Annotated in this window: 20 protein-coding genes and 1 tRNA gene; 4 read left to right on the top strand and 17 right to left on the bottom strand. The window is 49.0% G+C overall.

Features of this window, described 5'->3' with window-relative positions:
- The first annotated feature begins 86 nt into the window (after nt 1-86).
- Nucleotides 87-160: transfer RNA gene (locus tag DHX103_RS08020), tRNA-Met, on the top strand.
- Nucleotides 161-363: 203 nt separating this feature from the next.
- Here the strand turns inward: DHX103_RS08020 and DHX103_RS08015 are convergent.
- Together DHX103_RS08015 and DHX103_RS08010 are read right to left on the bottom strand one after the other, a co-directional pair.
- A complete protein-coding gene (locus DHX103_RS08015) occupies nt 364-783 on the bottom strand; it encodes a S1 domain-containing RNA-binding protein (protein ID WP_422121809.1) in 420 nt (139 codons plus the stop codon).
- A gap of 139 nt (nt 784-922) precedes the next feature.
- Nucleotides 923-1,309: an FtsB family cell division protein gene (locus DHX103_RS08010; RefSeq protein ID WP_422121808.1), complete on the bottom strand. Its 387-nt coding sequence runs from the start codon at nt 1,307-1,309 to the stop codon at nt 923-925.
- Between the two features lie 284 nt (nt 1,310-1,593).
- On the opposite strand from DHX103_RS08010, the gene DHX103_RS08005 reads away from it, so the two are divergent.
- From DHX103_RS08005 to argF, 3 genes are read left to right on the top strand one after another with little or no spacing between them, the layout of a single operon-like run.
- Nucleotides 1,594-2,664: a carbamoyl phosphate synthase small subunit gene (locus DHX103_RS08005; RefSeq protein ID WP_422121807.1), complete on the top strand. Its 1,071-nt coding sequence runs from the start codon at nt 1,594-1,596 to the stop codon at nt 2,662-2,664.
- Entirely contained in the window at nt 2,657-5,749 is a 3,093-nt protein-coding gene (gene carB / locus DHX103_RS08000; RefSeq protein WP_422121806.1) for a carbamoyl-phosphate synthase (glutamine-hydrolyzing) large subunit, read from the top strand. The genes DHX103_RS08005 and carB overlap by 8 nt, the downstream gene beginning before the upstream one ends.
- Nucleotides 5,746-6,696, top strand: a complete 951-nt coding sequence (argF, locus tag DHX103_RS07995) for an ornithine carbamoyltransferase (protein WP_422121805.1) — start codon at nt 5,746-5,748, stop codon at nt 6,694-6,696. Before carB ends, argF begins: the two co-directional genes overlap by 4 nt.
- Before the next feature lie 95 nt (nt 6,697-6,791).
- Here the strand turns inward: argF and DHX103_RS07990 are convergent, their stop codons facing one another.
- From DHX103_RS07990 to rnmV, 15 genes are all read right to left on the bottom strand, one after another.
- Nucleotides 6,792-7,082, bottom strand: coding sequence for an RNA-binding S4 domain-containing protein (locus DHX103_RS07990; RefSeq protein WP_422121804.1), 291 nt, complete (start codon nt 7,080-7,082; stop codon nt 6,792-6,794).
- A gap of 2 nt (nt 7,083-7,084) precedes the next feature.
- Nucleotides 7,085-8,548: a nucleoside triphosphate pyrophosphohydrolase gene (gene mazG / locus DHX103_RS07985; protein WP_422121803.1), complete on the bottom strand. Its 1,464-nt coding sequence runs from the start codon at nt 8,546-8,548 to the stop codon at nt 7,085-7,087.
- On the bottom strand, nt 8,545-10,149 hold the full coding sequence (locus DHX103_RS07980) for a putative polysaccharide biosynthesis protein (RefSeq protein WP_422121802.1): 1,605 nt from the start codon (nt 10,147-10,149) through the stop codon (nt 8,545-8,547). The genes mazG and DHX103_RS07980 overlap by 4 nt, the downstream gene beginning before the upstream one ends.
- A gap of 27 nt (nt 10,150-10,176) precedes the next feature.
- Complete coding sequence (gene mfd / locus DHX103_RS07975; RefSeq protein WP_422121801.1) at nt 10,177-13,710, bottom strand: transcription-repair coupling factor; 3,534 nt, start codon at nt 13,708-13,710, stop codon at nt 10,177-10,179.
- Nucleotides 13,711-13,773: 63 nt separating this feature from the next.
- Entirely contained in the window at nt 13,774-14,337 is a 564-nt protein-coding gene (pth, locus tag DHX103_RS07970; protein ID WP_422121800.1) for an aminoacyl-tRNA hydrolase, read from the bottom strand.
- 113 nt (nt 14,338-14,450) lie between these two features.
- Nucleotides 14,451-15,101, bottom strand: coding sequence for a 50S ribosomal protein L25/general stress protein Ctc (locus DHX103_RS07965; protein ID WP_422121799.1), 651 nt, complete (start codon nt 15,099-15,101; stop codon nt 14,451-14,453).
- A gap of 101 nt (nt 15,102-15,202) precedes the next feature.
- Nucleotides 15,203-16,165, bottom strand: coding sequence for a ribose-phosphate diphosphokinase (locus DHX103_RS07960; protein WP_422121798.1), 963 nt, complete (start codon nt 16,163-16,165; stop codon nt 15,203-15,205).
- A gap of 13 nt (nt 16,166-16,178) precedes the next feature.
- Nucleotides 16,179-17,552: a bifunctional UDP-N-acetylglucosamine diphosphorylase/glucosamine-1-phosphate N-acetyltransferase GlmU gene (gene glmU / locus DHX103_RS07955; protein WP_422121797.1), complete on the bottom strand. Its 1,374-nt coding sequence runs from the start codon at nt 17,550-17,552 to the stop codon at nt 16,179-16,181.
- A 300-nt stretch (nt 17,553-17,852) separates the two neighbouring features.
- A complete protein-coding gene (gene spoVG, locus DHX103_RS07950; protein ID WP_422121796.1) occupies nt 17,853-18,137 on the bottom strand; it encodes a septation regulator SpoVG in 285 nt (94 codons plus the stop codon).
- Between the two features lie 156 nt (nt 18,138-18,293).
- The gene (locus DHX103_RS07945; protein WP_422121795.1) at nt 18,294-18,668 is read right to left on the bottom strand and encodes a RidA family protein; all 375 of its coding nucleotides are present in this window, start codon (nt 18,666-18,668) and stop codon (nt 18,294-18,296) included.
- 1 nt (nt 18,669) lies between these two features.
- A complete protein-coding gene (gene purR / locus DHX103_RS07940; RefSeq protein ID WP_422121794.1) occupies nt 18,670-19,497 on the bottom strand; it encodes a pur operon repressor in 828 nt (275 codons plus the stop codon).
- Nucleotides 19,498-19,553: 56 nt separating this feature from the next.
- Nucleotides 19,554-20,417 carry a 4-(cytidine 5'-diphospho)-2-C-methyl-D-erythritol kinase gene (ispE, locus tag DHX103_RS07935; protein WP_422121793.1) on the bottom strand — a complete coding sequence of 288 codons (864 nt, stop codon included), beginning with the start codon at nt 20,415-20,417 and terminating at the stop codon, nt 19,554-19,556.
- A 148-nt stretch (nt 20,418-20,565) separates the two neighbouring features.
- Nucleotides 20,566-20,829, bottom strand: coding sequence for a biofilm formation stimulator Veg (gene veg / locus DHX103_RS07930; RefSeq protein WP_071152415.1), 264 nt, complete (start codon nt 20,827-20,829; stop codon nt 20,566-20,568).
- Between the two features lie 160 nt (nt 20,830-20,989).
- The gene (gene rsmA, locus DHX103_RS07925; RefSeq protein ID WP_422121792.1) at nt 20,990-21,868 is read right to left on the bottom strand and encodes a 16S rRNA (adenine(1518)-N(6)/adenine(1519)-N(6))-dimethyltransferase RsmA; all 879 of its coding nucleotides are present in this window, start codon (nt 21,866-21,868) and stop codon (nt 20,990-20,992) included.
- Nucleotides 21,865-22,425, bottom strand: a complete 561-nt coding sequence (rnmV, locus tag DHX103_RS07920) for a ribonuclease M5 (protein ID WP_422121791.1) — start codon at nt 22,423-22,425, stop codon at nt 21,865-21,867. Before rnmV ends, rsmA begins: the two co-directional genes overlap by 4 nt.
- Nucleotides 22,426-22,531: the final 106 nt, after the last annotated feature.

Raw genomic sequence — 22,531 nt, 5'->3', positions numbered from 1 at the left:
TGCTTTATTGGCATAATATTTTTTCGAAATCGCAATTGACTTGTTGGCGCATCTCATAGTATGATATGAAATGTCCGTTTCAACATGGCGGCGTAGCTCAGCTGGCTAGAGCGTACGGTTCATACCCGTGAGGTCGGGGGTTCGATCCCCTCTGCCGCCATCTTATAGAAATAAGCGTCCCTCTTGTGGGGACGCTTATTTTTTATGTCTTGTTTTCCAGGACATTGACCTTTTTTCATCTTACTTCACTCTCTGACAGAAATTTTATTAGAAAAAAACGCTTCCCGATTGAGAAGCGTTCCACTATCACTATGGTTCAGCTGCGCTGAAGCATCTTTCCATGCCATTAAAACAGCTAGCAAGTTAGCCTCTTTTTGCGCCTCGGCCACCGCGCTTGGATTCTGTAGCGCGTTTCAATGTCGTCGCATTCTCTTCGCTGTCCTTCAGGAACTTCGCCATTTTTGTTTCAAAGTTCTCTTTCGGCGCGCGTTCGAATGAACGATTGCTTGGACGTGGGCGTTGTGGTCGATCTGTAGCGCCGGCTGGTTGCGGTTTGGCTTTGCGAATGGAAAGGCCAATTTTACCGTCAGCTTCCACATTCATCACTTTCACTTCCACCATTTCCCCAACTTTTAAATGATCGTTGATATCTTTTACATAGTTGTCGGCGACTTCACTAATATGCACGAGGCCTGTTGCACCAGTTGGAAGCTGAACGAACGCTCCAAAATTTGTAATACCTGTAACTTTACCTTCTAACTTGCTGCCTACTTCAATCGACATAAAAAAAATGCTCCTCCTTAAAAATTAAGATGGCTACTAAAAGCCATTTAGTTGTGATGACGGTTTTCCGTCACACTTCTAATTATAACCATGAAAAAAAGAGTGTCAACTGACGACTCTTTTTTTACACCCTTTTTCTTTATTTTTCCGGTAATGTAAAGATAATTTCGCCATCCTCTGAAACAAACAGCTCTTTTTTGGCTAATTTCGCCAAATATTCATCGTCATTCAGCAAGATGATCTGCTCTTCCAATTGCACTTGTTCTTTTTCGACTTCTTTCAGTGCAAGCTGCGCTTCTGCCCGCAATTGCTCTTTTTCAGTCATTGTCTGGGATTGCGCATAAATCGTTGTACCAATCCAGATACTTGCCATTAGGACGACCAGCCCGAAAACCGCCAGTCTTCTGAACAGCCGCACCTTGTGAGCCATCTGTCTTTTTTCTTTGCGTTCCACCGAGCGGACATAGTCATTTTGTATTGAAGCGACTCCCGGAGCGGCGGTGGATTTCTCTCTCTTCAAACTCATGACTTGTTTCCCCCTTTACTTACGTTGTTGCCATTATACATGAAAACCCTTTCTTTTATAAGAGTTTTTATCAATTCCTTCGCCAATATCGTGTTTTTATTCGAAATAGACTATTATCCCCATCTTTCATATTAATAAATATTCTATTGACTTAATATTTATGCATGCTGTATTATGAGAAACTATACTAATAACTCTATGATTCTGCTTATAATTTCTTTATTCCATAATTTGCGTGTTAATAAATATGCAGTTTGAATGAATAATAATGAGGAGGCGATAAAATGAAGGCATTGTTAACGTTAGCGAACGGGGCTTTATTCGAAGGACAGTGGCACGGACATGCAGAAGCGATGCAAGGAGAAATTGTCTTTTTCACGGGAATGACCGGATACGAAGAAGTGTTGACTGATCCGTCTTATAAAGGGCAAATCATCGTTTTTTCCTATCCATTGATTGGCCAATACGGCATTAACCCCAGTCATCTTCAATCAGAAAAAATTCAAGCAGCAGGTATTGTTGTGGCTGAATTATATGAAGGGCCTGTGGAAAAAGGAGCTCTGCCACTTGGGCGTTTTGCTGAAATTGCGAAAGTACCTGTAATTAGCGGTGTCGATACCCGCTCCGTTATCCAGGCAATTCGTGAGTCCGGCACGATGCAAGCACAGTTGGGGCCTTCTTCTTCCAGACCCGTTCAGTGGTCTCCGGTGCAAACCGATTTCTTTATGCAAGCTTCCACGCACACAGAGATTGCAACATTTGGTGAAGGAGAAATTCATGTCGGCTTGATTGACTTTCATTACAAATCTTCCATTCTCACCGAATTACTGAAATGCCAATGCAAAGTCAGCGTTCTTCCCTATACAATATCAACCGGACAATTGGACTTGCTTGAGCTTGACGGTCTGTTGTTTTCAAACGGCCCTGGAGATCCCGCCGCATTGTCTCCATACTTTCCCATTTACCGCGACTGGGCAGAGCGCTATCCCACTTTCGGCATCTGCCTTGGACACCAAGTGCTCGCTTCAGCCTTTGGAGCTACTACGAGAAAATTGCCGTTCGGTCATCGCGGGGCGAATCATCCCGTCCGAAACCTGATAACCGACCAGGTCACAATGAGCTCTCAAAATCACAGCTTTGTCGTAGATGACAACAGCATTGAACAGACACCGCTTTCTGTCTTTTACAATAACGTCAATGATGGCAGTATCGAAGGGCTTTTCCACCCGGAACTGCCGATTATGACGGTGCAATTCCACCCCGAAGCAGCACCGGGACCCGCTGATCATCTTGCATTGTTCAAGCAGTTTCTATCTACTGCCCAGCAGAAAAAGAAGGTGAAAATGCATGTCTAAATACAAAGATATTAAAAAAGTTTTGGTGATCGGTTCCGGTGCCATTGTGATCGGTCAAGCTGCTGAGTTTGATTATTCAGGTACGCAGGCCTGCCTGGCATTGAAAGAAGAAGGCATGCAAGTAATTCTCATCAATAATAATCCAGCAACAATCATGACCGACAAATCCATCTCCGATAAAGTTTATTTTGAGCCGCTGAACATCGACAGCCTGGTTGCCATTATTGAAAGTGAGCGCCCCGACGGCTTGCTCGCTACAGTAGGCGGCCAAACAGGATTGAATTTAGCGATGGCATTGTCCGATTCGGGCACGCTGGCAAAATACGGCATAAAGCTTCTCGGCACCAACATCGATTCCATCAGACAAGCTGAAGACCGCGAACAATTTCGCGACTTGATGAATAAACTCGATGAACCGGTCCCCCAGAGCGCTATCATCTATTCAGTCGAAAGCGCTCTCGAGTTTGCGGAACAAATCGGCTATCCGCTTATCATCCGCCCAGCCTATACACTCGGCGGCTTCGGAGGCGGCATTGCACAAGATCAAGCAAGCTATATCACGTTGATAGGGCAAGGACTCAGCGCAAGTCCCATCAAGCAATGTCTTGTCGAGAAAAGCATTGCGGGCTATAAGGAAATTGAATATGAAGTGATGCGTGACGCTGCCGGCACCTGCATCACGGTTTGCAATATGGAAAACCTGGACCCGGTCGGCGTGCATACCGGCGATTCGATTGTGGTAGCGCCGAGCCAGACGATAAATGACCGGGACTATCATATGTTGCGGACTGCCTCCATCAATATTATCGAAGCACTCGGAATCGTCGGCGCTTGTAATGTGCAATTCGCGCTGCATCCTGACACTTCAGCATATTACTTGATCGAAGTAAACCCGCGTGTCAGCCGCTCGTCAGCCCTTGCCTCCAAAGCAACCGGATATCCAATCGCTAAAATTGCGACAAAGCTGGCACTCGGCTACTTGCTTTCCGAATTAAGAAACCCGGTAACCGGCACGACGTTCGCCAGCTTTGAACCGGCACTCGATTACGTTGCGGTAAAAATACCCCGTTGGCCGTTCGACCAGTTTCACAATGCCAACCGCCGACTCGGTACACAAATGAAAGCGACCGGCGAAGTGATGGCGATTGAACGCAGCATGGAAGCGGCAATCCAAAAGGCGATCCGCTCGCTTGATCTGCCACTTGACGGCTTCCTTCTGCCCGAGCTTTCCAATATGCCGACAAACCAACTCGAAACACTTGCTGTAAATGCAGATGACCGCCGGCTTTTCATGCTTTTCGAATTGTTGACCCGTGGCAAAAGCATCGATTCCTTGCAGCAATCGACAGGCATAGCCCCGTTCTTTTTATATAGACTAAAATGCATAGTCGATGAATGGCATAAACTGCATTTATTGTCGTGGCAGAGTATGACCTCTGAACGCCTGTTACAAGCAAAGAAGCTCGGATTCAGCGACCAGCAGTTGGCGGGATTATGGGAAGTGCCCGTTTCTGAGATATGGGGACAACGAAAAAGCTGGAATCTGCTTCCTGCTTACCGCGTCATTGATACTTGCGCAGCAGAATTCCGCTCTCAGACAAATTACTACTATTCTACTTGGAATGGCTCTTCTGATGTGCGGTCGGCAAATCCTAAAAAAGTGGCAGTGATCGGTTCCGGGCCTATTCGCATTGGTCAAGGCATCGAATTCGATTATTGCTGTGTCCACAGTGTGATGGCACTTCAAAAGCTCGGTTATGAAGCGGTGATGATCAATAACAATCCGGAAACAGTCAGCACTGATTATGAAATTGCTGATGCGCTTTATTTTGAACCGTTGACTGCCGAAGATATTTTGAATGTGCTTGATTTTGAAGGCATTACCGATGTTATCGTCCAGTTTGGCGGCCAAACATCGATTAATATAGCGGCAGCACTTGAAGAAGCCGGTATCACCGTGCTTGGCTCAGCAGCTGATTTGCTGGATCAAATGGAAGATCGAGACCGCTTTTATTCGTTCCTCAAGTCAATCGGCCTGTCCACAATTCCCAGTTTCACGGCGTACACACCCGAGGAAGTCTACCAATTTGCAGAAAAGCTCAGTTATCCAGTTTTGTTGCGCCCTTCTTATGTGATCGGCGGCAAAGGGATGAATGTGCTGCATAACGAACACGAACTTGGAGCCTGGCTTGCAAAAACCAAAGTCGTCTTTCCTATCCTCGTCGACCACTTTATCTCAGGCAAAGAAGTGGAAACCGATATTTTGACTGACGGTGAAAACGTTTGGATATCGGCCATCTTCGAGCATGTCGAAGGAACCGGTGTGCATTCCGGAGACAGCATTTCCATTACGCCTCCCGTGTCCATGACAAAAGCGGAACTGGAAGAACTGACTGCGACCGCAAAACATATTGCCCGTAACATGAAATACAAGGGCTTGCTCAATATTCAATTTGTTTATGAACAAGGTCAGTTATTTGTTATGGAAGTCAACCCCCGGGCTTCCCGCACTGTGCCGATCAGTTCCAAAGCGACAGATGTGCCGTTGGTTCAGCTGGCCACCGCTCTCATGCTCGGCGTGGCATATGACAATCTGGACATCGACAAACTGTCCAACGGCCAACCGGAATATACCGTAAAAGCACCTGTATTCTCACACATCAAGCTGCCGGGACTTTCACCGGTGCTGTCGCCTGAAATGATGTCGACCGGTGAAGTGATCGGCCAAAACCCAGATGCTGCTGTCGCGATGCATAAAGCATTAGTCGGAGCCTCTCAGCAATTAGCTGATCTGGCGGAAGGCGGCAGCATATTCATTACTGAAAAATCATTGCCGCTGATCGACACCGATTTCTGGGAAGATCATCGTTTTACTTTCCATACAGAAGCATCATTGCCGTTCGCGGAATGGCTGACTACTACAAACAAGAAAGCATATATCGATCTGACCCCCGACCCGGACAAAGTTCAAGCGTCTCAAGCTGCCGTTCATCGTGTTCATGTATGGACGCGAGCCGAGACAGTCGATGCATTCAAAGGATCTGTAGAATACATGAAAAACCAAAAAGGAGTGTTTGCAAAATGACCTTGACCTTGCCGTATGTTCCACAAATTGTCCAAAAGCATTTATTGTCCTTGAAAGATTACAGCCCTAATGAAATTCTGGAACTGCTGGCATTGGCTACAGAGCTGAAAAAACCGGAAAACAGACAGTTGCCGCTGCTGCAAGGAAAAATTCTGGGGATGATTTTCGAGAAATCTTCCACCCGTACACGCGTATCCTTTGAAGCTGGTATGCTGCAACTAGGCGGACATGCCGTTTACCTCAGCACACGCGATATTCAAATGGGACGCGGAGAAAGCATCGCTGACACAGCTCAAGTGCTGTCGAGCTATGTGGATGGCATCATGATCCGGACTTTCCATCAGGCGACCGTGCAGGAACTTGCAGATAATAGCCGTGTACCTGTCATCAACGGATTGACCGATGATTTCCACCCGTGTCAAGTGCTCGCCGATTTACTAACGATCCAAGAACATTTCGGCACTTTCAATGGCAAGAAAATGGCTTACATCGGCGATGCCAATAACATGTCCAACTCCTTGATGATCGGGGCTGCAAAAGTTGGAATGGACATTACCATCGCGAGTCCTGCCGCTTATGCCCCGAAACCAGAGCTGATGGAGCTGGCAAAAAGTATTGCCGAACACACCGGCGCCGTTATCCACACAACGACAGATCCGGTAGAAGCGGTAACTGGCTGCGATGTTATTTATACGGACGTATGGGCGAGCATGGGACAGGAGGCCGAAGCGCTTCAACGCATGGAACATTTCAAAGGCTTCCAAGTCAATGAACAACTCGTTCAGCATGCAAATCCACATTATATTTTCATGCACTGCCTGCCAGCTCATCGCGAGGAAGAAGTATCCACTGGCGTCCTCGAAGGACCAAACTCAGTAGTCTTTCAGGAAGCGGAAAATCGACTGCACGCACAAAAAGCATTGCTGGTTGCATTAATGGCAAATTGAACATGTTTCAAGCCTCCACTTTTGGGCTGACGGGTTATAAAAAAGCTGCACGGTGAGCATTACGCTCACCGTGCAGCTTTTTACGTTCCCAATCTTTACGCTTCGTCATCGATGAATTCCGGTTCCACTTTATCCACTTTCTCTTCTTTCAAAATCGTGTACATATTTAAGGTTTCTTCTTTGCGGACATTTTCTTTCAGCATATCCACGCGTACCGTCACCACTTTCTGGCCGAAACGGATCTGCAGTTCATCGCCTTCCTTGATGACCGAACTCGCTTTGGCTTTATTGCCGTTTACGGTGATCCGGCCCTGGTCGGCTACTTGCTTGGCCAGTGTCCGGCGTTTGATCAGCCGGGAAACTTTCAGGAATTTATCGAGGCGCATCATTATTCTCCCTTTCTTGCCAAAAGCTTGGCTTCGTTCCAAAAATCGTCCAGCTGTTCCAATGTGTAATCACTGAAGCTGCCGGTTCCTTCGTTCACTTTTTGCTCTACGAAACGGAAGCGGCTGCGGAATTTGCGGTTGGCCTGGACCATCGCCTGTTCCGGCGACAATTGATAGAACCGTGCGATATTGACGAGCGTAAACAACAGGTCTCCCAGTTCATCGAGTTGCTGCTCTTTGGAACCATTCGCCAGTTCACTGCGAAATTCCTGCAGCTCTTCCTCGAATTTGTCCCAGGCGCCTGCTGCATCCGGCCATGTGAACCCGGCTTTCGCTGCTCGTTTCTGGAAATTGAAAGACGTCGTGAGCGACGAACTGAAGCGCTCCTGGCCGTCCAATAACGAATCGGTCACCGGTTTTTCCTGCGCTTTGATGTCTTGCCAATTGCTGACGACTTCGTCCGAGCCGTCGACTTCTGTGTCACTGAAAACGTGGGGGTGGCGGCGGATCATTTTCGCGCTGATCGCCTCGAGCACATCTTCGAGCTGGAAATAGCCGTTGTCCTGTCCGATTTGGGCGTGCAGGAATACTTGCAATAAAACATCGCCCAGTTCATCGGCAATGGCGTCGTCATCCTGTTCGTCGATCGCCTGCAGCAGTTCATGCGCTTCTTCCAATAGAAACGGCATGAGGCTTTCGTGCGTCTGCTCACGGTCCCACGGACAACCGTCCGGGCTGCGCAGCGTCGCGATGACCGAGCGGAATGTCTGCCATTCCTTCAGCCGCTCCTCTGTGTCTGTGGACGGCGGCACGTATACCGTCGTCAAGTTGTCGATTTCAGCGGCACGGTCCAATTCATGGAGCGGCACCGTCCGCAGCTTTTCATCGGCGGAACCTGCAGCCGTGACGATGGTCACCGGATAATCCTCCGGATATTTCTCCATCAACGTCAATTTGGCTTCTGATGCGCTGAAGGTGTCGTAAATCTGCGCAATGAGAATGTGCTGCGTCATGTTCAATCGATCACTGTCCATCGTCGTGCCGTCCACTAATTGGAAACCGTCGATCGGGTCGATGCGCAAGGCACCGAACACCGCATCCAGAAAACTGCTGCCGCCTTCGATGATTAATTGGCAGCTGCCCGCTCCTTCCGCTTCGATGAGATGCTGCACAGTTTGCTCGGCAACAAGCGGATGGCCCGGAACCGCGTAGACGACCGGTCCTTCTGCGGAAAGTTGGAGCAAGGTCTCGGCAATTTCTTTGTAGACCGGTGCGAAGTCGTCGTGTTTTTCGTAAATTTCATCAAAGCTTTCGTAAATCAGGCCTTCATTCGCCAATTCCGACAGCACCGGATGGTCGGCGGTCCGCACATACAAACGTTCCGCGTTTTTCAATTTTTTATAAACACCGAGCGGCAGCTGGTCGAGGTCGCCAGCACCGAGTCCGATAATATGGATCGTATTCATCGTCCATCACCTTTTTTCTTTGAATTGATTGCCAATTGCAATTTCGCCATTTTCCGGCCGAACGGCATGACATACCATTGTTTTTCCGTAATGATGCGGCTCCGCGCAATGAACAGCAGAAACACCGCAGCACCCAGCGGCACCGCTGTCAGCGCGGTGAAAGTTGCAGCGAAACGGCTCGGCAATGCGTCGAACAGCGTCCAGTCCGCAAAAATCGCCCAACCAAGCACCACTGTGCCCATCAAGGCCGACGCCGCAAACAGCCAGCCATAAAAACGAAGCGGCGCAAATTGCAGCGGCCATTGTTTTTTAAAATAAAGCACCAAGCCGCAAACAATAAACGCCAGCCCCAGATTTCCCGCCACCGCCGCACCCATCACGCCGTAAAGCGGAATCAGCAGCCAGTTGCCGATGATTTTCACCACCAGTCCGCCCGCCATCAATAGCGCGGGCACCCGGATTTTGCCAATGCCATGAAGCAGCGCGGTCAAAATTAGCAGCAACGACATCCAGACAATCTGCCAGCTGAAGACGATGAGCGCGGCTGATTGTTCCCGGGTCTGAAACAGCATTTCATTGACGTAAGGCATAACAAACGTCAGCCCGGCAGCCGCCGCGACGGCGAACAGCAAAGAAATGCGGTAAGCGAGTTTGGCGTAGAGCTGTGCCGATCGGCCATTCTTTTTATGCTGCATCTGCGCGACGAGCGGCACGATTGACAGCGCAAGTGACGTCGCCACCAGCAACCCGAACTGCGCGAGCGGCTGGCCGCGGTCGTAGATGCCTTTTTGCTCCATCGCCTGCAGCGTTTCGAATCCGCTCGCTTCGAGCAGACGGAAGACGCTGAACGAATCCGCCATCTGAAAAATCAGCAGCAGCAACGAACTCATGCTGACACTGAGGCTGATCAACAGCATTTTCTTCACAGTCGGCCACAACGGAACTGCTGCCGACTGCGGATGCCAGTCTATCTTTTTATTGAAATAAAAGATCAATAATCCGACGGCCGCGAGCTCTCCCGCAACTGCACCGAACATTGCCGTCTGGCCCGCCGTATAGAGCGAAAATCCATTTGTGACGACGATCCAGGTGCCCAGCAGAATGACGGCCACACGAATCGCCTGCTCCGTGACCTGTGCATAGGCGACCGGCTGCATCGTGCTGCTGGCCTGAAACGAGCCTTTCATGACCGCGAGTGGCGCCATCAGCAACACCGCAAATGAACCGACTTTCAATAATGCGCTTAACTGGGCATCGCCCATCCACGCCGCCAAAAGGTCCGCACCCAGAAAGAGCGCAGCAAATATCACCAGCGAGATGGCGGCGATCAGCCAGAACGCGATGCGGAGGATGGCGCGATGTTCCTGCGCCCGCGAATCCGCCAGCATTTTGGAAACGGCAACCGCAAAGCCGTAAGACGTCCAGATGCCGAAAATCGCGATAAACGGATAGACCTGCTGGTAAATATAGAAGCCCTGATCCCCGACCATGTTCTGAAATGGCACCCGGTAGACTGCACTGAGAATTTTCACGATCAGCCCGGCGAGCGTCAGAAGGACCGCGCCTTTCATAAATGATTGCATCGCACCTTCTGTGTTCAACCGGCTTCACCCATTCCATCCATTAGATTAGTTTGTTGCTTCCACTTCCCGGAGGGATTCCGGCAATAATTTCATCATCCCTTCAAGGACATCGAACGGATGATGTTTGGCGGTTTTATTTTCGTCGATTGTCATGACGAGCTGCTGACCGGCCATCGTAAAGCCGACTGCACGGCCAAAAGCGGCCGATTCTTCGACCAGCTTGCCGCCATTGACGGCTGCTGTGCCTTTTTCGCTGAGACGGATGGCAATGATCTTGCCGTTTTGTTTGATCGATTCAACGCCGACCTGGCGTCCCCAAACTTTCATCAGGGCGATGCGCAGGAGACGGTCGGCCTCGAGCGGCATGTCGCCGAAGCGGTCGATCAGTTCATCCTGTAGTTCCGACACTTCCTCAGCGTCATCGATGCCTTTGACCCGTTTGTACATCTGGATTTTCTGGTAACCGTCGCTAATATACGAATCCGGAATATAGGCATCAGTATCGAGCGAAATTTCGATTTCCTGCACCGGCTCTTTTTTGACGCCGGTCTGGCGTTCTTCAATCGCTTCTTCGAGCATTTGCGAGTACAGGTCGAAACCGACGGAGTCAATAAAGCCGTGCTGCTGGGAGCCGAGGAGATTCCCGGCGCCGCGGATCGTCAAATCGCGCATCGCAATCTTGAATCCTGAACCAAGTTCGGTGAATTCCTTGATTGCCATGAGGCGTTTCTCGGCGACGTCCGTCAGCACTTTGTCGCGCTGATACATGAAATACGCATAGGCCACGCGGCTTGAGCGTCCGACGCGTCCGCGTAATTGATACAGCTGGGACAATCCCATGCGGTCGGCGTTTTCGACAATCAGCGTGTTGACGTTCGGAATATCGATGCCGGTTTCGATGATGGTCGTCGTGACCAATACATCGTAATCGCCGTCAAGGAAACCGAGAATGACCGATTCCAATTCGGTTTCGGACATCTGTCCATGGGCATAGCCGATGCGGGCTTCCGGCACCAATTGCTGAAGCTCCTCCACTTTCCGCGTCATATCCTGAACTCTATTGTATAAATAAAACACCTGGCCGCTGCGCGCCATTTCGCGTTCGATTGCTTCGCGCACCAGTGCACCGTTTTGTTCCATTACATAACTTTGGACCGGGAAACGGTTGGCTGGCGGCGTTTCAATGACCGACAGATCCCGTACGCCGATCATCGACATATGGAGTGTCCGCGGAATCGGCGTTGCCGTCAGCGTCAGCACGTCGACATTGGTCTTCATCTGTTTGATCTTTTCTTTATGGGTGACTCCAAAACGCTGTTCTTCATCAATGATCAACAAGCCGAGATCTTTATAATGCATATCTTTCGACAGGATCCGGTGTGTTCCGACGACAATATCGACCGAACCGTTCTTCAATCCTTTGACCGTTTCCGTCTGCTGCTTTTTCGAACGGAAGCGGCTCATGAGGCCCACTTCCATCGGGTAATCTTTAAAGCGTTCACTCATGGTTTCAAAATGCTGCTGCGCGAGAATCGTCGTCGGCACGAGGAACGCGACTTGCTTGCCGTCGAGTACGGCTTTGAAAGCGGCGCGTATCGCCACTTCCGTTTTGCCGTAGCCAACATCGCCGCAAATCAGCCGGTCCATCGGGCGTTCTTTTTCCATGTCTTTTTTGACTTCATTGATGGAACGCAATTGATCCACCGTTTCGTCGTACGGAAATTCGGATTCAAACTGGCGCTGCATGTCCTGTTCTTTCGAGAAGGAGAAGCCTTTCAACGCTTCGCGCTCCGCATACAGCTTGATCAGGTCGTCCGCAATATCCTGTACGGCTTTGGAAACTTTGGCACGCGTCTTTTTCCACTCGGCGCCGCCCATTTTGTGAAGCTTCGGCTCTTTTTCTTCCGAAGCGATGTATTTTTGGATCAGGTCGATCTGGTCGACCGGCACAAACAATTTATCGTCCGCTTTGTAGACAATGTGCAGGTAATCTTTATGGACGCCTTTTACTTCCAGCGTTTCGATTCCGACATAACGGCCGATACCGTGATGGACGTGGACAATATAATCGCCCGGTTTGATCTCCGAATAGCTTTTGATGCGTTCGGCGTTGGTCAATTTTTGCGCGCGCGTCTTCTTCTTCGCCTGCTGCTTGAACAGTTCCGAATCCGTAATAACCGCAAAACGCTGCAGCGACATTTCAAAACCGTTGGACAATTCGCCATCTGCCAGATACACTTTACCCGGCTGGACGTGTGTCGAAGCGGTCAGAATTTCACTTTCAATGCCGTAATCATCCAGCACCGAGCGGACTTTGCGCAGCCGTTCGTCGCCTTCTGCCACAACAAAGACCCGGAATTTCCCCATGACCCAGCGTTCCATTTCCGCCTGCAATAAATTCATCTGGCCATGGAACGATTGCATCGGCTTGCTGGAAAAGACGACGGATTTTTTGACCGTCACCATCGGGAAGGTACGGACAAACAACGACATATACGTCGCTTTCTGTTCCAACTTGCTGATTACTTCACGGAATGTGTAGGACAAGTTGATGCCTTGCAAAAATTTACCTTCTTCCAACAACGACACAATCCAATCGCCTTCTTCGCGTTCCAATGTTTCCGTCATTTCCTGAATACGGCCCAGTTCATCAAAGAATACATAACCATTTCCCGGGAAATAATCACCGAGAAATGCCGATTGGGTTTCTACGAGTGATGCATATTTCGCCGCCTGGTCCGGTATATCCCCTTGGCGCAGTGTATCGATATCGTGCTGAATGAATTGAAGCAATAACGCTTTCGTATCGTCAGCCTTTGTTTTCTTTAATGTAAGCGCCAATTGTTCTTCGATGCGCTCCGCCAATGCGCTTCGCTGCGTTTGATCCAGTACCAGCTCATTGGCCGGTAAAATGCATAAAGAACTGATTTTTTTCAATGAACGCTGGTCTTCCGCATTAAAAATGCGGATCGAGTCCACATCCGTGTCGAATAATTCCACCCGCACCGGATGCTCGAAATTCAATGGATAAATATCCAGAATGCCGCCGCGCAGCGCGAATTCACCGGGAGCCGTCACCATCGTCGTGCGGGAATACCCCATGGCCACCAGTTTCAGCAGCCACTCGTCCGTATCGAGTTCTGCGCCGTCTTCCACGCGCAAAGTCGAGGCGTCCCATTGTGCTCTTGACGGCAATAATTTGCGCATCCCGGCTACCGGCGTGATGTAGACACCTTTACCGATATTTGCCATATGATCGAGTGTATCAATGCGGTGGGCACGGAGTTCCGGACCCGAGAAAGATACATCCGCCGCAATCAATTCTTCGGCCGGATACAAATGGACAAGCTCTTCCCCCAATAATTTCACCAGATCATCGTAGACACGCTGGGCATGCAATAAATTCGGCGTGACAATCAACAGCGGTGCATCCAGTTCCCCGTAAAGCGTGCGGTAGAAAAACGTGCGCCCGCTGCCCGATAACCCCGACACAAGCTGTTGATCCTGCCCTTTTTTCAAATCGGCAATTAAGTTTTGTACATGAGAATCCTCTGAAAATGCCTGTAAAATATGATTCATGAAGATTCCTCCTCTCCCGGGAAACAGAAAAAAGCTCTGAACGCGGTGTGCGCCAAAGCGGTTCTATGCTCCATTGAATTTGGTCATTACTTCGATAAACGGTTTGGCGAGCCAGAATTCACAGGCTTCCGCACTTCTTTGCACGGCTTCCGCCACATCCGCACTTTCTTCTTTGGAAAATCTGGATAAGACATAATCCGGCACTTTCATCCCTGCCGGTGGGCGGTCGATGCCGATGCGGATCCGGTTGAAATTCTGGGTCCCCAGATGCTGGATCAGGGACTTGATGCCATTATGGCCGCCGGCACTGCCTTTTTGCCGCAACCGCAATTGGCCGGTTGGCAAGTCGAGATCATCATAGATCACGAGGATGTCGTCAATGTCGATATCGTAATAGTCCATCACTGCACTGACACTTTCACCGGATAAATTCATATAGGTCAACGGCTTCAACAGCATCACTTTGCCTTCAGGCCGGTGGATGACCGAATGCATGCCTTTAAATTTCGCCTGTGTCAGCGGTGCATTCCATTTCGATGCCAAATGATCGATCACGTGGAAACCGATATTATGCCGGGTCTGCTCATATGTTTTGCCTGGATTGCCCAGGCCGATAATCAATTTCATCGCAACTCGTCCTTTGCTGTTCACTGCTGTCTATTTTATCATATGCTGCTGTGAATGAAAAAACGGAGACTGCCAGAAGACAGTCCCCGTTTTCTTCTGTTGTAATTTGAAGCTTATTTTTCAGACTCGTCTTCTTCAGTTCCGACAACTTCCGGCTCAGCGCCTTCAGTTTCAGGAGTTTCTTCAAGCTCGTCAATCTCTTCCTGTGTACGTGGTGCTGTCACAGATACTAATAGGAAATCGTCTTCATCAAGAATTTCATACGATACTGTATCGCGGATATCTCCGACAGACAAGTGATCGCCGATTTCAAGTTTGCTGACATCCACATCAAGTGAATCCGGAATTTCCGAAGGTTTCACTTTAATGTGAACTTCGCGGTTCGGCTGGTTTACGATGCCGTTTTCTTTTTCGCCTGCAGCTTCGCCCACTGTGTGGACATTTACAGCGATTTCAAGTTCATCGGACATATTGATTGCCAAAAAGTCGACGTGTTTGAAATTGCCTTTCAAAGCGTCCATTTGATAATCACTCAAGACCACATTATAAGTCTTGCCGTCCACTTCCAGATTGATGACACCATTGCGTCCAGTTTCGCGCAAAGTTTTGATCAAATCTATTTCTACTACAGAAAGGGGAGTAGTTTCAGCTTGATAACCATAAACGACGCCTGGTACATTACCTTTGCCTCGCAGTTCTGTTAATGCCGAATTCGGTGTATTGCTTTCTCTTTTTTGTGCTTTCATTTTTGTAGCCATATTCATTTCAACCTCCAAATTTTATAAATCCATACAAATGTCCGTAATCAGTATATACCCTTCAAGCCATAACATCAAACCGGGCTGCAGGAAAAAGGGTTTTCTGCTCAGTCAAACAGGGTACTGACTGATTTTTGTTCGTGTACGCGGACGATTGTTTCCGCCAATAGCTTCGCTACCGACAATTGCTTGATCTTCGGCGAATGTTTTTCTTCCGGCAAAGCGATTGAGTTGGTGATGATCAATTCCTTGATGACCGAGTCATCGATGCGCTGAATCGCTGGACCTGACAAGACCGGATGCGTACAGCAGGCGTAAACTTCTTTCGCTCCGCTTTCGATCAAAGCGCTGGCCGCAATTGAAATGGTGCCGGCTGTGTCGATGATGTCATCGATGATGATCGCTGTTTTGCCTTCTACATTGCCGACGATGTTCATCACTTCAGCTACGTTCGGGCGCGGACGGCGTTTATCAATGATGGCAATCGGCGCTTTCAGGCGATCCGCCATTTTGCGGGCGCGCGTCACACCGCCGTGATCCGGCGAAACGACGATGACGTTTTCAAGGTCGATGCCGCTTTCATTCAGGAAATATTCCGAAATAAGAGGTACTGCCACTAAATGGTCGATCAAAATATCAAAGAAGCCTTGGATTTGAGGTGCATGCAGATCCAGTACGACTACACGTGTCGCTCCAGCCGTCTCCAACAGATTCGCTACCAGTTTCGCTGTGATCGGCTCACGCGAGCGCGCTTTGCGGTCCTGGCGGGCATAGCCGTAATACGGAATGACGACGTTGACCGTACGGGCCGACGCACGTTTGACCGCATCGATCATGATCAAAAGCTCCATCAGGTTTTCGTTGACGGGCTGTGAAGTCGATTGAACGATGAAGACGTCGTAGCCACGAATGCTTTCTTCAATGTTGATTTGGATTTCTCCGTCGCTGAAGTGCGTAACCGAACTCTTTCCGAGCGGAATTCCCACGTTCTCGGCAATTTCCTCCGCTAATTCCTTATTCGAATTCAATGAAAAGATTTTCAGTTTACTGTCTGCATTTTGATAACCCATTAAGGTGTACCTCCTATTTTTTCACGTTTAGTTTTGAAGCATAGCCTTCTTTATTTTCCTGGCGGGCACGCGCGATTGCGAGGGCGTTGTCTGGAACATCCTTGGAAATCGTTGAGCCTGCCGCAACATACGAACCTTTGCCAATGGTAACCGGCGCAATCAGGTTTGAGTTACAGCCAATAAATGAGTCATCTTCAATCTTCGTGAGGTGCTTATTCTTGCCGTCGTAATTCACTGTGATCGTACCACAGCCGATGTTGACGTTCGTGCCGACTTCCGCATCCCCGATATAGCTCAGGTGGGAAATTTTACTGCCGTTGCCAAGCACAGCTTTTTTCACTTCGACAAAATTGCCGATTTTGACTTCATTGCCGAGATTGCTGTCCGGACGCACGTGCGCAAACGGGCCGACAGCCGTATCTGTTCCAATAACGCTGTTGTAGACTTCGGAAGAACGGATTTCCGTGCGGTCTCCGATCGTGCTCGACACGATGCGGCTGTTGGAGGAAATGAAGCAGTCTTCTCCGATGATTGTCCGGCCCTCGATCATGACGTTCGGGTAAATGACCGTATCTGCTCCGATCTCAGCTTCTGCGCTGATATAGGTGGAAGCCGGGTCGATGATGGAAACACCGTTACGCATATGCTTTTCCGCAATTCGGGCGCGCATGATGCCCTCCGCCTGGCTCAATGCCACACGGTCGTTAACACCGAGCGTTTCTTCAAAGCTATCCGTCGCATAAGCTGCAACAGTTTCTTGTTGTTTCTGAAGAATTTCAATGACGTCCGGCAAATAAAATTCGCCTTGCACGTTATCATTCGAAACTAATTTCAAGGCTTCGAACAAGGCTTTATTGTCAAAGCAGTAAGTGCCGGTGTTGATTTCTTTCACTTGCTGCTCTTCGGCTGATGCATCTTTCTGCTCGACAATTTTTGACACCTGGCCTCTGTTGTCGCGGATGATGCGGCCGTAACCTGTCGGATTGACTGCGATGGCTGTAAGAATTGAGGCTTTGGCCCCTGTTGCTTTATGGTGGTCAAGAAGCGCCTGCATCGTCTCCGTACGGATCAGCGGTGTATCGCCGCAAACCACAAGCGTCGTGCCCGATTTCCCTTCGATCAGTGAAGCGGCTTGCTGAACCGCATGCGCTGTGCCGAGTTGCTCTTCCTGGAGTGCATAGTCACTACTGTCTCCCAGTTGGTCGCGTACTTTTTCCGCGCCGTGCCCGACAATCGTCACGATTTTTTCAACGCCGAGCTGTGTCACATTGCCGGTCACATGCTCAACCATTGGCATCCCGCAAACCGGGTGCAGTACTTTATACAATTTGGATTTCATTCGCGTGCCTTGTCCGGCCGCCAGAATAACTGCGTATGTACTTGTCATGTATCCATCCTCCATTCGTCTATTTGTCATCAAATTCTTTCTATATTAATGAAGCCTGTGCGTCTGAGCGCAAAAAAAAGCCGTTGCGGCATATTTCCCCTGCATTGCTCTGTTTGTCTCAGCGCATGCATTTTCTCTCTATAAGACGGCATCGCCATTTGGCTTTGACTCGCACCGCTTTTCTTAACTATAGCGGAAAAACCTTGATTTTTCAAGGTTCGTGGACATGACAATACCATGACAAAAAAGGCCAAACAAAAAAGAGCCTGATTATGTCTCAGGCTCTTCTGTCATTTTCGTTTATGCTCTTGCCTCTTCAAAGACAGGATCAATCTCACTTTGTTCATAAGCGGTCAACACAGCTTCCTGAAGTTTTCCCCGCGTCCCCGAATTGATCGGATGTGCTATATCTCTAAATTCGCCATCCGGAGTCCTTTTGCTGGGCATCGCTACGAACAGGCCGTCATTGCCATCAATCACCCGAATATCATGCACAACAAATTCGTTGTCCAGGGTGATGGAAGCGATTGCTCTCATACGGCCATCCGTTTGTACCCGTCTCAACCTCACATCAGTTACTTCCATTCTCTCCTCACCTCTCCCCTAAGATGCTATTTTTGTAGCTATTTAAACCTATTCGCCACTAAGGACTAAACTCCTTCATAAGTTACAAAATTTATTAGAATATTTTGTTTTTATGATAAAAAAATAAAGCTGCCTGTTAATGGCAGCTTTATCTTCTTATATTACTTTCGCAATAACTTCGATTTCAACCCTTACATCTTTCGGCAGCCTGGCCACTTCCACTGTCGAGCGGGCGGGCTTGTGGTCACCGAAATAAGAAGCGTAGATTTCATTCAGCGCAGCAAAATCGTTCATGTCTTTGATGAACACGGTCGTTTTGATGACTTGTTCAAACGATGAACCGGCTTCCGCAAGCACCGCTTTCAAATTGGCAAACACTTGATGGGTTTGATCCGCGATGGAATCTCCCGCGATTTCTCCTGCTGGCGTCAACGGAATCTGTCCCGAACTATAGAACATATCGCCGGACACCACACCTTGTGAATAGGGGCCGATTGCTGCGGCTGCCCCTTCAGTTGCTACATATTTCATCTTAAAAACCTCCATCCGAGAAATAATTGCCTTCTTGCAATTCGATTTTCCGTTCTTTTTCGCTGACTTCACGCAATTTAACGAGTGACAGATACCTTTCGACAAGCTGCTCGTCTTTGTGTTCCGCTTCCACGAGCACCGCAACGCCGGCAAGCGTGCATTCGAATTCTTCCAGCAGATTCTTCATGCCGTTCATCGTGCCGCCGACTTTCATGAAGTCATCGGTGATCAGCACGCGCTGCCCGCTCTTCATGCTGCGCTTCGATAACACCATCGTCTGGATACGGCGGGAAGAACCCGACACGTAATTGATGCTGACGGTGGAACCTTCCGTAACTTTGCTGTCGCGGCGGACGATGACGACCGGCACATTCAAGTGGCGCGCGATGGCATGGGCAATCGGAATGCCTTTTGTCGCCACCGTCATGATGACATCGATTTTTTGGTGCGCAAATGCCGTAGCAAAAACTTTGCCGATTCGGTTCATCATATCCGGATTGCCGAGCACGTCGGTCATATAGAGGTAACCGCCCGGCAATAACCGGTCCGAATGGCTCAATTCATTGATCAGTTCCTGCATGATGCCTCTGATTTCCGGTTCCTTCAACTTCGGGATATATTTTACGCCCCCTGCAGCGCCTGGTACAGTGGCCAATAAACCGATGCCTTTTTCCTCAAAAGTTTCCTTGACGATGCCCAGATCTTCACTGATGGATGATTTGGCCGATTCATACAAATCAGCAAAATATGTCAGCGGAATCAATTTATGCGGGTGGTCCAATAAATAATGCGTCATGTCTACTAAACGTTCACTGCGCTTCCACTTCATTTTCCACTCTCCTGAACACGAATGATTTATAGAAAACTTACCATAATTATCCGTCTTTAAGCAAGTGGGTCCCGCTCGCCGACCAATCTTACCGCATAGACTTCCGCACAGAAGCCGCGCAAGCCGTTATAGATGCGTGGAATACGTGCTTCCTGCTGCACCAATCCGAAAACAGTCGGTCCGCTGCCGCTCATCAGAACGGCATCCGCTCCGAATTTCTTCATCTGCTCTTTGATTTGCGCTACTTCGGGATAGAGCGACAATGTTACACTTTCCAACGCGTTGCCCAAGTTCGCGCAGACCCCAGCATAATCCTTGTTTTCGATCGCTTTGATCATTTGCTGGGTATTCGGGTGCTCGGCTTTATTGACATCAAACGCACCGTATACTTCAGCGGTAGATACACCGATGGTCGGCTTCGCCAGGATGACCCAACAATTCGGCGGCGTCGGCAGCTGTTGGATGATTTCTCCGCGACCTTTCGCGAGCGCCGTTCCTCCGTAAACGCAAAACGCCACGTCGGAGCCGATTTTCGTGCCAAGCTCCGCCAGTTCATCCAAGGACAAATTCAGGTTCCATAATTTGTTCAGCCCTTTTAACGTGGCCGCTGCGTCACTGCTGCCGCCGGCAAGTCCGGCCGCAACCGGAATCTTTTTATCCAGTTTGATCACGACGCCCGATTTGATGTGGTAGGTGTCTTTTATTAATTTCGCCGCCTGGTAGGCCAGGTTTCTTGAATCGTTCGGCACAAAACGATCGGCTGATTCGATATGGATGCCGTGCGCTGTTTCTTTCAGCCCGATGCGGTCTGCAAGGTCCACGGTCGTCATGATCATTTCGACTTCATGATAATTGTCCGGTCTTTTATGTAATACATCCAACGTTAAGTTGATTTTGGCAGGTGCTTTTACATAGAGCATCTCCACTGTCTCCTTTTTATTTCTGATGAAAACTATTTTAACACAAGAGGACCGATTCGGGAGTTTTTGGGAACACAAACAAAAAGCCCATACGCTGCCGAAGCCGGCAAGGTATGGGCTACAAAGGAAAAATATGGATATAGTTCGATTATTTAACGACTAATGCGTCTTCTGTACCTTCATACACAGTGATTTCCACTGCTTCTGTCAGGATGTCCGCGTAGCTGTAGGACACTCTTTCAAATGCATGTTCATCTTGATCTAACTCAATTACGAACACGGAGTGATATGTTTCGCGCAGGATTCCGGCACGTTCGACCGTTTTCTTGCGACCTCCGTTTGCTTTCAACAGCAATCGTTTCCCTAAATGCAAATCCAACGACTTTTTGATATCCGCCAAAGTTTTGGGCATTTTGACTACACCTCACTATAAATAAACTTTACTACAAAATGCCCAAATTGTCAAATAAATTTTTAATTTTAGCTTGGAATCCGCTCGGTGTCAATATTTATTTATCCGAAATATTCTTTTTTATGGCAGTTGTGCCGGTTTTTCAACAGATTTGCGGAAATCAGGCAAAATAGCCGTGGAGCTTGTCCGCAAGTCCGCCAAATTCTTTGATGCTCAGAGTTTCCCCGCGCCGTGCCGGTTCGATCCCCGCCTCTTCCAGCGCTTTCAGGATCAGTTCTTTCTTTTCTTTGCCGTCGGGCATCACCGCTTGCAGGTTATTGAAGATTGTTTTTCTGCGCTGCACAAACGAGCCTCGTGTCACTTTAAAGAAAAAGTCTTCATCGATCACTTCCACTTGCGGCGTCGTGCGCTTGGTCATGCGGATTACTGCGGAATCGACATTCGGCTGCGGCATGAAGACACTCTTTGGCACCGTCAAGGCCATTTCCGCTTCGGTATAGTACTGGATGGCAATTGACAAGGAACCGTATGCTTTTGTCCCCGGTTTTGCTGTGATCCGTTCTGCCACTTCTTTTTGCAGCATGACCACCATGCCGCGAATCGGCAATTTCTCCATTAATAATTTCATGATGATCGGAGTCGTGACATAATAAGGCAAATTCGCTACGACCACAATATCATCATAGCCTGCCAATTCTTTTTCAATCGCTTCCTCCACATCCGCTTTCAGGATATCCGAGTGGATGATGCTGATATTGTCGTAAGGGGACAGCGTATCGTCGAGCACCGGCAACAAGCGTTGATCGATTTCAAAAGCCAGCACCTTGCCGGCTGCACGGGCCAAATGTTCCGTTAATGCGCCGATCCCCGGGCCGATTTCAATCACCGCGGATTGCTTGGTCAGATCTGCCTGATTGACGATTTTCCGTAAGATGTTCGGGTCGATCAGAAAGTTCTGGCCCAGACTTTTTTTCACCTTTAAGCCATGTTTCGCCATGATTTCTTGCGTTCGTATGGGTGTCGCTATATCTTTCATCATTTGGGTTCCTCCTGATTGAGCGCCTGCACCGCTTCGATGAATTGCTGTTTCGTTATGCCGAACATATGCAGCCGTTTGGCAAGCTGTTTGCCATTGGTGTAGCCGATCTGCAGCTGATTGCCGAGTTCGGTGCGTCGCTGCCTTGCCTGCGGGTGGGCGATGAGACGGGCCATCAACAAGTCTTCCAGGGTGATTTCCGCCGGGGCTTCATTGTTCCACAATGTGTGAACCGCAGCCAGCGCCTCCCGGATGTCTTCGTCTTTGGCGTGTTCGATGCCCAGGCCTTTGCCGTTTTTGGCAATGGTTTTTTCTTTGGCCAAAAATGCATGCTTGGCAGTCGGCACATATTCTTCAATAATAGCACGGATTCGTCTGCCGGGATAATCGGGGTCCGTGAACACGATGACGCCGCGCTTGGCTGCGGCGTGGGCAATTTTTTTCAATGTTTCTTCCGTGATTGCGGAGCCGTTGGTTTCAATGGTGTCCGCCTGCACCGCGCGTTTGATGGCGACAGTGTCATCTTTTCCTTCGACGACGATGACTTCTTTTATCTTCATATACGTTCCTCGTTTCAAAACTGTTTGTTTTAGTTTACTCGTATTCCGGATAAACATGTAAAAAAGCTTTCCCGGGCTGCCCCGGGAAAGCTTTCCTTGTTCTGCA

The organism is Planococcus daihaiensis (assembly GCF_049262615.1).
GTDB lineage: Bacteria > Bacillota > Bacilli > Bacillales_A > Planococcaceae > Planococcus.
The sequence above is the reverse complement of the archived record's forward strand: the minus strand, read 5'-3'. Positions and strand labels throughout refer to the sequence as shown.

Excerpts from the sequence above, each read along its gene's own strand:
- DHX103_RS08015 (WP_422121809.1), bottom strand. The coding sequence starts at position 783 with ATGTCGATTGAAGTAGGCAGCAAGTTAGAAGGTAAAGTTACAGGTATT.
- DHX103_RS08010 (WP_422121808.1), bottom strand. The coding sequence starts at position 1,309 with ATGAGTTTGAAGAGAGAGAAATCCACCGCCGCTCCGGGAGTCGCTTCA.
- DHX103_RS08005 (WP_422121807.1), top strand. The coding sequence starts at position 1,594 with ATGAAGGCATTGTTAACGTTAGCGAACGGGGCTTTATTCGAAGGACAG.
- carB (WP_422121806.1), top strand. The coding sequence starts at position 2,657 with ATGTCTAAATACAAAGATATTAAAAAAGTTTTGGTGATCGGTTCCGGT.
- argF (WP_422121805.1), top strand. The coding sequence starts at position 5,746 with ATGACCTTGACCTTGCCGTATGTTCCACAAATTGTCCAAAAGCATTTA.
- DHX103_RS07990 (WP_422121804.1), bottom strand. The coding sequence starts at position 7,082 with ATGCGCCTCGATAAATTCCTGAAAGTTTCCCGGCTGATCAAACGCCGG.
- mazG (WP_422121803.1), bottom strand. The coding sequence starts at position 8,548 with ATGAATACGATCCATATTATCGGACTCGGTGCTGGCGACCTCGACCAG.
- mfd (WP_422121801.1), bottom strand. The coding sequence starts at position 13,710 with ATGAATCATATTTTACAGGCATTTTCAGAGGATTCTCATGTACAAAAC.
- pth (WP_422121800.1), bottom strand. The coding sequence starts at position 14,337 with ATGAAATTGATTATCGGCCTGGGCAATCCAGGCAAAACATATGAGCAG.
- DHX103_RS07965 (WP_422121799.1), bottom strand. The coding sequence starts at position 15,101 with ATGAATATGGCTACAAAAATGAAAGCACAAAAAAGAGAAAGCAATACA.
- DHX103_RS07960 (WP_422121798.1), bottom strand. The coding sequence starts at position 16,165 with ATGGGTTATCAAAATGCAGACAGTAAACTGAAAATCTTTTCATTGAAT.
- glmU (WP_422121797.1), bottom strand. The coding sequence starts at position 17,552 with ATGACAAGTACATACGCAGTTATTCTGGCGGCCGGACAAGGCACGCGA.
- spoVG (WP_422121796.1), bottom strand. The coding sequence starts at position 18,137 with ATGGAAGTAACTGATGTGAGGTTGAGACGGGTACAAACGGATGGCCGT.
- DHX103_RS07945 (WP_422121795.1), bottom strand. The coding sequence starts at position 18,668 with ATGAAATATGTAGCAACTGAAGGGGCAGCCGCAGCAATCGGCCCCTAT.
- purR (WP_422121794.1), bottom strand. The coding sequence starts at position 19,497 with ATGAAGTGGAAGCGCAGTGAACGTTTAGTAGACATGACGCATTATTTA.
- ispE (WP_422121793.1), bottom strand. The coding sequence starts at position 20,417 with ATGCTCTATGTAAAAGCACCTGCCAAAATCAACTTAACGTTGGATGTA.
- veg (WP_071152415.1), bottom strand. The coding sequence starts at position 20,829 with ATGCCCAAAACTTTGGCGGATATCAAAAAGTCGTTGGATTTGCATTTA.
- rsmA (WP_422121792.1), bottom strand. The coding sequence starts at position 21,868 with ATGATGAAAGATATAGCGACACCCATACGAACGCAAGAAATCATGGCG.
- rnmV (WP_422121791.1), bottom strand. The coding sequence starts at position 22,425 with ATGAAGATAAAAGAAGTCATCGTCGTCGAAGGAAAAGATGACACTGTC.